4 protein-coding genes are annotated in these 10,250 nt (G+C 59.2%); 2 read left to right on the forward strand and 2 right to left on the reverse strand.

The window, feature by feature from the left end; genetic code table 11:
- Nucleotides 1-42 precede the first annotated feature (42 nt).
- Nucleotides 43-768 (forward strand): outer membrane protein assembly factor BamE, encoded by a 726-nt coding sequence (locus tag RSO41_RS08765; RefSeq protein ID WP_315618736.1) that lies wholly within the window; start codon nt 43-45, stop codon nt 766-768.
- A 22-nt stretch (nt 769-790) separates the two neighbouring features.
- Here RSO41_RS08765 and RSO41_RS08770 read toward each other — a convergent pair whose 3' ends face one another.
- Nucleotides 791-3,133, reverse strand: a complete 2,343-nt coding sequence (locus RSO41_RS08770; protein WP_315618737.1) for a CHASE2 domain-containing protein — start codon at nt 3,131-3,133, stop codon at nt 791-793.
- Nucleotides 3,114-4,379, reverse strand: coding sequence for a FecR domain-containing protein (locus tag RSO41_RS08775; protein WP_315618738.1), 1,266 nt, complete (start codon nt 4,377-4,379; stop codon nt 3,114-3,116). Before RSO41_RS08775 ends, RSO41_RS08770 begins: the two co-directional genes overlap by 20 nt.
- Nucleotides 4,380-4,983: 604 nt before the next feature.
- Here RSO41_RS08775 and RSO41_RS08780 point away from each other — a divergent pair.
- A partial coding sequence (locus RSO41_RS08780) for an ESPR-type extended signal peptide-containing protein (protein ID WP_315618739.1) occupies nt 4,984-10,250 on the forward strand: 5,267 nt, incomplete at its 3' end.

Raw genomic sequence — 10,250 nt, forward strand, 5'->3', positions numbered from 1 at the left:
ACGCAGTGCAGTGATCGACACGCACGGGGCATGGCGTCGTGTATGAGCAAGAAACTACTTTTGGGTACCACACTTGTGATGTCGTTGATGTTGAGTGGTTGCTCGGGGATGGGCGGCGGTGATGGTTTTCCCGATCCGAATGACGCCTACATGCAGGGCGGAACCCTCGAAACATCGCGTGCGATCCAGACGGTTCAGCCTAGCATGACCAAGGATCAGGTCCGGGACTTGCTGGGGAATCCCCATTTCTCCGAGGGGCTGATCAACGTCCGGACCTGGGACTACCTGTTCGATCTCAGTGACCACGGTCATCTGGGCAGCATGATGTGCCAGTTTCAACTGACCTTCGATGGGGCGATGCGCGTCGAGGAGACGCGGTGGCGAACGGCCAAGTGTGCCACGCGCTATTCGACCATCCAGGCCGAGCCGATTGAGAGCGCTGGCATGGTGCAGCACTATCACCTTCCCGTTGCTGGTACGTTCGCGGAGGATGGGACCTTGACCAATGATGGACGGCAGGTGCTGGAAGAGTTTGTACGGGTTCTGCAGCGCGATTTCCTCGACCCCACGCTGGCCATCGGCAGCTATCCGGAACCGGGTCGGTATCGAGTACAACGTCAGGTCGTTCAACGTTTTCTGAAGGCTCGGGGCGGGGTGTCGGCCGACAAGGTGTCGCTCACCTCGGAGACCGTCTCACCATGTCGAGGCATCAACAGCGCCGATGCCTGTAGGGGGGGGCGGGTCGTTATCGGGATTCGTGAGCGTTGAGGGAAGCAACGTTCGGCGACGGCTACGCGTTGGCTTCGTTCTCTGCGGCGTCTTCCTCATCACTCTCATCGGCAAGGTCCGGCTGTACCGGGAACATCAGCAGGAAGTGGGTACCGACGTTCTCGGTGCTCCGGCACTCGATGGTGCCGCCGTGCCGTTCCACCACTGATTTCACCAACGACAGACCCAAGCCATAGCCCGCTGACAGGCTGGCGCCGGAGCTGCGCTGATAGCTGTCGAAAATATGCGGTAGATCCTGTTCGGGAATACCGACCCCCTGATCCTGGAGCTCGAGTGTAATACCGTGTGTTGTCTCCCTGGCCGTGATCGATACGCAGGTATCGGGTGGGCTGTACTTGATGGCGTTATCCAGCAGATTGAACACCGCCCTCAACAGGTAGGCGCGATCGCCCTCTATCGGGCACTCGTCTTCGGCATCGCAGTCGATGGTGATGGACCGCTGTTGTGCTGCCGGCCAGGCTTGATCGACGGCCTCCAGAATCACGTCGGAAAGCAGCACGAAGTCCTCATTCATGGCACCGAACTCGATCTTCGTCAGTTGCATGAAACTGTCCGTGAGCGTCAGAGCGTTGCGCGCCTGCTGCGCCACACGGTCGAGTAAATCGTCTTCGGACAACGGGGATGACGAGGAGCGCTGCAGATGAACCAGGGCCAGGATACTGGACTGCGGGGCTTTCAGGTCATGGGACAGGAAGCGCAGCAGGCTGGCACGCTGCTCTTCCGCCTGTCGTTCGCTGGTGACATCCACTAGTCCGATCAGCCAGCCAACCTCGAAGTCGTCGACAGCGGTAACCAGCTGAGACACCTTGAGATGGTAATGGCGCTCGTCACTGCCCTTGTAGAGGGAGTCGTCGAGCGCTCCGAGTCCATTGCTATCGTCTCCGCCGTCTTGCCCGGCGATGGCCCGCCCCTCCGGGATCATGACATCCAGCAGGTCTTGGATCGTACCTCTGTCGTCGATTCGGTAGCGCTGGAGCAGTTGCTTGGCCTGGGTGCTGGGCAGAATGATATGGCCTTGCATATCCACCACCAGGGTGGCGATGGGCAGTGAATTCATCGAGTCGGTAATGAATCGGCGCGTGTTCCGGATGCGAGTGATGGCACGCTCGAGGGCACGGAGACGCTGATGTAGAACGAGCCCCCACTCCTTCGTCTGCTCGGGAGCTGGTTCCGGAACGATGCTGGGTTCATCCTCGAGGCGTCCGATCTCCTGTTGGAACCAGCGCAACGCCGTGGTCTGGCTACGCCAACTGATGAGAATGCAGGCCGCGAGAACCGAACAAAGGCTGACCGTCGGGGGCCACCACCAGCCAGCGGCCAGCAATCCCCAGGTACAGAGCAGTACCATGACCAGGACGGCGAGTGTCAGCTTGGCCATGTACCGGAACTGGAATACCCAGACCAAAGCCATGAAGAGCAGCAAGGGGAGCGTGGAGAGCGCCGAAGATGCCCAGGCGGGAAGGTCCTGAATGATGTCGCCTTGTAGTAGCCCGCCCAGCAGGTTGGCCTGTATCTCGATGCCTGGCATACCCCCGTCGGCGCCACCGAAAGGGGTTGGATGGCGATCCCCCAGGCCCTTGGCCGTGGCGCCGATCATGACGATGCGACCCTCCAACAAGGAGCGGGGCAGTCGCCCTTCGAGGATATCGACGTAGGAGACGCGAGGATAGTGGTATGTTGGGCCTCGGTAAGGGATGCGGACGTCGATGTCGCGGTTGTCACCGGCCAGGAGGCGTCGAGTGGTATCGGAGGGTGTCGTGTGATTCCACGCTACCAGGTCCTCGTAGAGTCGCAGCGTCAGTTGGGGGGTGTGATTTTCCCGCAAATGAATACGGCGTACGACACCATCGAAGTCCGCCCTGATATCGATATGACCGATGCCGCCAGCCGCATTGCGGAGAGGGGCGATCGGTGGCAGGCGACTGGAATCCGCTGAGAGTCCATTGTTCTGCACATGGATCACGGGCAGGAAGGCATGACCATGACGCTCCAGAGCCCGGGCCAGGCGCTGGTCCTGGTGTGGCTGGCGTGCGGGTTCGGCAAACACCACATCGAATAGCACGGCGCTGGTGTCGGCATCGGCCAGGCGATCCAGCAGGCCCGCGTGTACGTCGCGCGGCCATGGCCACTGGCCTAACGCTTCCAGACTGCGTTCATCGATGGCCGCGATCAGAATATCGTCACTTGGCGACAGTGTCTGAGTCGTCAGCAATCGGTCATAGATATAAGCATCGGTGAACCAGGAGCGTTGCCCTGCCCACCAAGAAAGCACCACCAATAGGATGCCGATCAATAGCCAAGTTTGGGTCAGACCACGAAAAAGACTATGGCTGGCGTGCGGCACCTTGCCTCCCGGAGGCCACGACGGTGGAGTCCACGGCATCATTCCCGATACCCGATACCTGCAATCGCCAGAAGAAGTCCTCCGTCGGCAGATTGCGCAGGGTGACCCCCTGGCTCCCCGAGAATGACCGGCTCATGAAGGGGTCATTGAATGTCTCGTCTTCGGATAACTGTAGGCGATATTCCAGGCTAGGGATATCGGTCCAGTGGAAGACGTAGCCACCCTCGGTGGTCTCCAGGCTTGCGTTTACCGGACGATGCAAGACCAGTTGGCGGTCGTAGAGTCCCTCGAAGCCCTGGGCGTCGACCGCAGAACCGCGCGCATAGTAGAAACCTTGAGGGACCGCCTCGAAGGTAATGGAGCGTGAGTCGCCACGCTGCTCGCGAAAGATGGTCTGGAAGTCGGGGTCTCGTGCCAGTTGCACTCGATAGGTTTCGGCACCTGAGACGGCTGACAAGTCAACCTGCAAGGGTTGATCGAAGGGAGAATCGTCTTCCTTCAGAACGGGAGCGGGGAGAAGGTCGGTAATCTGGGCGGGGGACGTTGAGCTCGAGCGTGCCCCCTGACCGGCGGATACGCTGGTGGTGCGTTCTCCTTGGCTCAAGGCCACTTCGCCTTCCAGGGTACTGACGCGCGTGCCGTCATCGGCATATGTTACCCGAAAATGTGTACCCCGCACCCCGACGATCCCTGTCGGGGTGTCGATGCTCAGCACCTCGCGATGGTCGCGTTGCACCGGTACCCGAGCTTCCAGTTCGCCACGTTCAAGATAAAGGCGAGTGCTACGACGATCCTGTCGCTTCAGGACCGCTCGAGAACTGGAGGGCAATACTACGTCCTCGCCATGGGGCAGGCGCAGCGATACGAAGGCATGGCTCGTGGTTTCCACGGTATCGCCGGGGACAAGAGCCATGTCCTCGCGCAGCGAGATACGTTCGCCACTGTCCTTGACCAACCAGGCGGTGCCTTCCCGATGTCGAACCTCGGCGGTCAGATCGGGCAGGGGCGGTAGATCCAGAACGTCACCGGGCTGTATATGGCGAGGCTCCCTCACCCGATTGGCATCTCGGACGATAGGCCATTCCCTGGCTTCACCGCGGTAGCGTTCCGTGATCTCCCAGAGCGTATCGCCTGGTTGCACGCGATAGCGCTCGGACGAGATGTCATTATCGGCGTGTGCCGCCGAAACGAGCAATATGGCGGTAAAACAAAGCCCCGTCAGGCCATATCGATACCACTTGTTCATCTTTTCACTCCTGTGCTCGACATCGCATGAAGGAGATAGGTCATCGTGAAAGTATGTCTAGCATACGCTAAAGCGCGTCGAAACGTAGCCTGTAAGTGACACTTGTTCATTGTTGCTTGGGATGGTTGGTAGTGACTAACTGTTTTTTGAATTATGAAGCCTTGTTGTGGGGCTTTGTGGTTTTTTTACAGTGTAGATGTTTTTTTGGTGCGTTGTTCTTTATTATTTTTTTTATGTCAGTGTGCTATTAAATTCTAAGGTGTGATTATAAGGTTTTTTGTTGCTTATGTTTTTAAGGTTTTTAATGATTGTTTTGGTGGTGAGTCATTGATGAAGAAGGAGAGAGTTTGTGAATTTAGATGAATAGTTTTTTGCTCGGTCTTGGTCATGAAATTATGTAACAGCCGGTTCTTGAGAGTGCTGGCTGTGCTAGCGTCTTTCTCCGAAATTATCCGTCTCTACGTTTTATAGGGAAATCAGACCCGAGCCTTTGGCGGGCGTGTTTATTAAATGCAAGCCGAGATACCAGGTAAGGCGTCTGCAACATGCAAATGGCTTATCGGCGTCAACGACAGAAGGACGCTGAGTAGTCGGAGGAATCGTAATGAATAAAGTGTTCCGTCTGGTCTGGAATCGGCATGTCGGGCAACTGGTCGTAGCCTCCGAGGCGGCGCGGGCGCGTCGCAAGGATGGAGGGGCAACTGGCTTGGTCGGCTCTTTGCATAAATCGGCGCTGGCGGTGCTGTTCAGTATGGCCGCCGTCGGGGGTGCTGTTACCGTCAGTCCGGCGTATGGTGTTCAGCTTGGTGGTGGCATCGACTGTACTACTGATGATGGTAAAACGAGGCTCGCCGTTGGCACGGATGCCAGGGCTTGTTGGGACTTCGCTACCGCCATTGGTAGTGAGTCAAAGGTCAATGGAGAATATGGTACGGCGCTTGGCAGGTCGGCATTTGCTAAAAAATCTGCAACTGGGTTGGGGGTTAACGCCACTGCCTGGGATTACGCGGTGGCCGTGGGGAGTCAATCGGAAGCGAATCCATATGGCGTAGCCGTTGGGCGGTATGCGGATGCAGGTGATAGCGCTGTGGCCGTTGGTCGTAATGCCAGTGCTGTTAGTGATGCTATTGCCGTTGGTCGGGGGAGTACTGTCACCAGCGAGGGTTCAGTGGCAATTGGTCAGGGTAGCGATGCGGGAAACGTTACGTTGATCAATGAGCAGCTTCCTGCTGATGTCTATCAGCGCGGTGTGGCGCTGGGGAAGGGGGCGAGTGCTGTTGGTTCGGTAGCGCTGGGGCATAATGCTAAAGCGGGAAAACCGGAGGAGGCGAATTCGGGGGCGTGGGTAGGAACCGCGATAGGTGCAGGGGCGCAGGCGCTGGCTCATCGGGGGATTGCTATCGGCTCTGCGCGTAACAGAAATACGTATGCGAGCGGTACAAATGCCGTTGCCATGGGGAACGCAGTAAAAGCCAGAGGTAATAACTCAATTGCCATTGGTAATAGCCAAGCTCCCGAGGATGATGGTACCTGGACAAACTTCACACGCCACCGCGCTGATGGTGTTCGGGCGGTGGCGTTAGGGTACTCTTCACAAGCAGATGGTGATAACTCGATAACTCTAGGTGCTTGGGCGCGAGCTACTGACCATTCTTCCATGGCCCTCGGCAGAGAGGCGACGGCCAACAATGATGGTGCCATGGCTCTGGGGTCAGAATCACAGGCTTCCGGTTATCGGGCCATTGCTCAGGGCGTGCAGTCCACCTCAACTGGCAATTCTTCCATTGCTCAAGGCAGAGAGGCTAAAGCTGATAATGATGGTGCCATAGCCTTGGGACCGGCGTCCCAGGCCTCTGGTTATCGAGCCGTTGCCCAAGGGGCGTACTCTGCCGCCGGTGGAGAGAGAGCCATCGCCATTGGGGCTGGTGCTGAGTCTTCGCATACCGATAGCGTGGCTCTTGGCTCTGGCTCAGTAGCTGATGGTGGTGGCCTTGCCAATGCGCCTTATCAGCCCGTTGATGTTGACGGCAATCTGATGGCGGTAGCGGCCCCGACCGCCAGCAGTGAAGTCTCAGTGGGAGACGTTGGCGGTGAACGGCGTATTACCAATGTAGCCGCCGGCTCGGCGGATACCGATGCGGTCAACGTTTCGCAGTTGGCCGCCGTGGATACCAAGGCGGATTATGCTAGCCAGGGCTGGAACCTTTCCGTAGCTGGCGGTGGTAGTACCAATGTCGCTCCGGGCGGTACTGTCGATTTTGTTGCCGGAAACAATGTCGACATTGTGCGTAATGGCAATCAGCTGACCTTCTCGGCAGCTGGTGGCACTGGTGGCGGCAGTGTGCACTACTACAGTGTCAATGATGGTGGAACCCAGCAAAGCAACTACTATAACGGTGGAGCGGTCGGTGTCGATTCCCTCGCTGCGGGGACAGAGGCCTATGCGCAAGGGGCATCGTCCACTGCCGTCGGTGATAATACATACGCCCAGCAGGAGGGGACGGTAGCGATCGGACGGTCCGCTGGTGCTTATGGCACTAATCACGATGCCGGACAGGATACCTACTTGTACGATCGGGGTAATCCCTATCACTACCAGACTGGCAATGGCGAAGATATCGGCGAAGATGCGCCGCGACTCTTTCCTGATCGCCCCGGGCGTGCTGTCTCCATTGGGAAAAACACTGAGTCACGCGCGGGTGGCGTTGCGCTGGGTTCCGATGCTTATTCGCATAACTTTGGGGTTGCGCTGGGGGCCAGCGCCAAGGTTGATAAAATCGCTGGCATGGCGATCGGCCCCTCTGCGTGGGCAGGCGGTAACACCAGCCTGGCCATCGGCCGTCAATCCGCCGCGGTGGAAGATTTCGCGCAAGCCTTGGGTAACCAGGCAGCAGCCAAGGGGCGCGGTTCTTTCGCGGTGGGCCACTCTGCAGTGGCGGAAGGCAGTCGATCAATTGCGATTGGTACCGCCGATCTCGATAGCGCCGGAGATACGGATCACCAGTCCGGTGTGTTGTGGGCGGAGCAAGGGCGTACTGAAGCTCTGGGGCAGGATGCTGTTGCGATTGCTAGTGGTGCGGTCGCAAGTGCGGATGAAACGATCGCGATCGGTACCGATGCCATTGCAAGTGGCATCCAATCGATATCCATCGGTACCGCTAACGAGGTTTCCGGCGATGCTTCCGGTGCCATCGGCGAACCTAACATTGTCACGGGAGCCGGCTCCTACGCGTTAGGCAACGACAATACCATCGATGCCGACGAAGCAGGCGCCTTCGGTAACCGTAATATGCTGGCCGGTACTGCCGATGGCAGCCGTATCATTGGTAACGACAGCAATGTCGATGTAGCCGATGCCTTCGTGATGGGCAACGGTGCGGATGTCACGGTAGCCGAAGGGGTATCGCTCGGTAACGGTTCGATTGCCGACACCGGGGCAGGCATCCAGGGCTATAACCCGATCACCGGCGCCGCTGATGGACTGGATCCGGCCATCGCCGCTACAGCTAGCACCACCGGAGCGGTGGCGGTCGGGGATGCCTATAATGGCGTCTATCGCCAGATTACCGGTGTCGCTGCTGGTACCGAAGACTCTGATGCGGTCAACGTGGCACAGCTTAAAAGCGTCAGCGACGTGGCCAACGCCGGCTGGGACATCAGTGCCCAGGGCGAAAACGCGACCAATGTGGCACCGGGCGAGACCGTCGACCTGAACAACGACGACGGCAACATCGTGGTGAGCAAGACCGCCGACAGCGATGACGTGACCTTCGACCTGGCCGACAACGTGACCATCGGTGATAGCCTGACCGTCGAGGGCGACACCCATCTGGGTGACAACTTCGAGGTGGTCAACAACGAAGTCCACTACGATGGCCCGATCACCGATGAAACCCATGTCGTCAACAAGGAGTACGTTGATGGGGTGGAGACGCACTACTACAGCGTCAACGACGGCGGCGTGCCAAAGGGTAACTACGACAATGATGGCGCCACGGGCCTGGATTCCATGGCGGCTGGTGTGAATGCCAGTGCCGTCGAAGCCGGTGGTGTGGCGATCGGCAAGAACGCCACGTCCCTGGATCGCAATGCGGTCGCCATGGGCCTCAACGCCGAAGCATCGCACTCGGCCAGTCTCGCCTTGGGGCAAGATAGCGAGGCGTCTGGACAGAACTCCATTGCCATGGGTATCGACGCCAAGGCGACCGGCATCGATGGCATCGCTATTGGTAATGCGACGGATGCCGTGGAAAGCAGTACAGCACTGGGGGATCGGGCGGCGGCCGACCTTCTGGGCTCCGTGGCGATCGGGCAGCAGGCGCATGCGACCGATCAGGACAGCGTCGCGCTGGGTAGCTTTACGCAGACCTCGGAGGCCGTTGGCACCAGCAATGTCACGATCGACGGCATGACCTATGACTTTGCCGGCACCGATCCACTGGCGACAGTGAGTGTGGGTAGCGATAGTTATAAGCGCACCATCACCAATGTGGCGGCGGGGCGTGTCTCGGAGTTCAGCACCGATGCCATCAACGGTTCTCAGTTGTTCGCCACCAACAAGGCGATCGAGAACGTCAGCGAAACTGCCAACGCCGGCTGGAACCTGAGCACTCAGGACGGCGCGGCTAGCAACGTGGCGCCGGACGGCGAAGTCAACCTGCGTAACGCGGATGGCAATCTGGCGATCAGCCAGGTGACCAATAACGGTCGCGAGGAAGTTACCTTCGACCTGGCCGACAACGTGACCATCGGCGACAGCCTGACCGTCGAGGGTGATACCACGGTCAACGGTGACACCTACCTGGGCGACAACTTCGAGGTGGTCAATAACGAGGCGCACTACGATGGCCCGATCACTGAGGACACCCATGTCGTCAACAAGAAGTACGTCGATGACTCGGGCGACGAGCTGATCGCCGAGGGCTTGAACTTCTCGGGCAACGAAGGCGAGACAGTCCACCGCGACCTGGGCGAGACCCTGGCGGTGACCGGCGAAGCCACCGCGGGCGACACCTACAGTGGCGCCAACCTGAAGACGGTGACCGATCCGGCAACCGGCGAGATCGCGCTGCAGATGAGCGATCAGCCGCAGTTCGGCGACGTGACCATCAACGAGGGCGACAGCGGCAAGATCACCGGCCTGGCCCCCGGCGAAGATGGCACCGACGCGGTGAACGTCGATCAGCTGGAAGAGGTCAGCGACGTGGCCAACACCGGCTGGGACATCAGTGCCCAGGGCGAAAATGCCAGCAATGTGGCACCGGGCGAAACCGTCGATCTGAACAACGCCGACGGCAACATCGTGGTGAGCAAGACCGCCGACAGCGATGACGTGACCTTCGACCTGGCCGACAACGTGACCATCGGTGACAGCCTGACCGTCGAGGGCGATACCCATCTGGGCGACAACTTCGAGGTGGTCAATAACGAAGCCATCTATAACGTCGAGCCGGACCAGATCACCAACGACTACGAAGTGGTCAACAAGAAGTACGTCGATCAGTCAGGTGACGACATCGTCAACACCGGCTTCAACATCACCGCGGACAACGCCGATCTGACCGATCCGGCGGCGACCGAGGACAATGTCAAGTTGGGCGAGACCGTGGCCTACACCAGTGAGGACGGCAGCATCGTCACCACGGTGAAGGACAACGAGGTCGACCTCGCGCTGGGCAGCGACCTGAGCGTGGGTGGCCCGGGTGCCGACGGTGAAGACGGCGAGGATGGCTACATCGGTGTGGATGGCAAGGACGGCGAGACCGGCGTTGGCATCGACGGCTCGGACGGCTCGATCGGCCTGACGGGTCCGGCAGGCGCCGACGGCAAGTCGCCGGAGCTGACCATGCGCCCGACCATCGAGCCGGGTGA

Source organism: Halomonas sp. I1 (assembly GCF_032334135.1).
Lineage (GTDB): Bacteria > Pseudomonadota > Gammaproteobacteria > Pseudomonadales > Halomonadaceae > Halomonas.

Excerpts from the sequence above, each read along its gene's own strand:
- RSO41_RS08775 (WP_315618738.1), bottom strand. The coding sequence starts at position 4,379 with ATGAACAAGTGGTATCGATATGGCCTGACGGGGCTTTGTTTTACCGCC.
- RSO41_RS08765 (WP_315618736.1), top strand. The coding sequence starts at position 43 with ATGAGCAAGAAACTACTTTTGGGTACCACACTTGTGATGTCGTTGATG.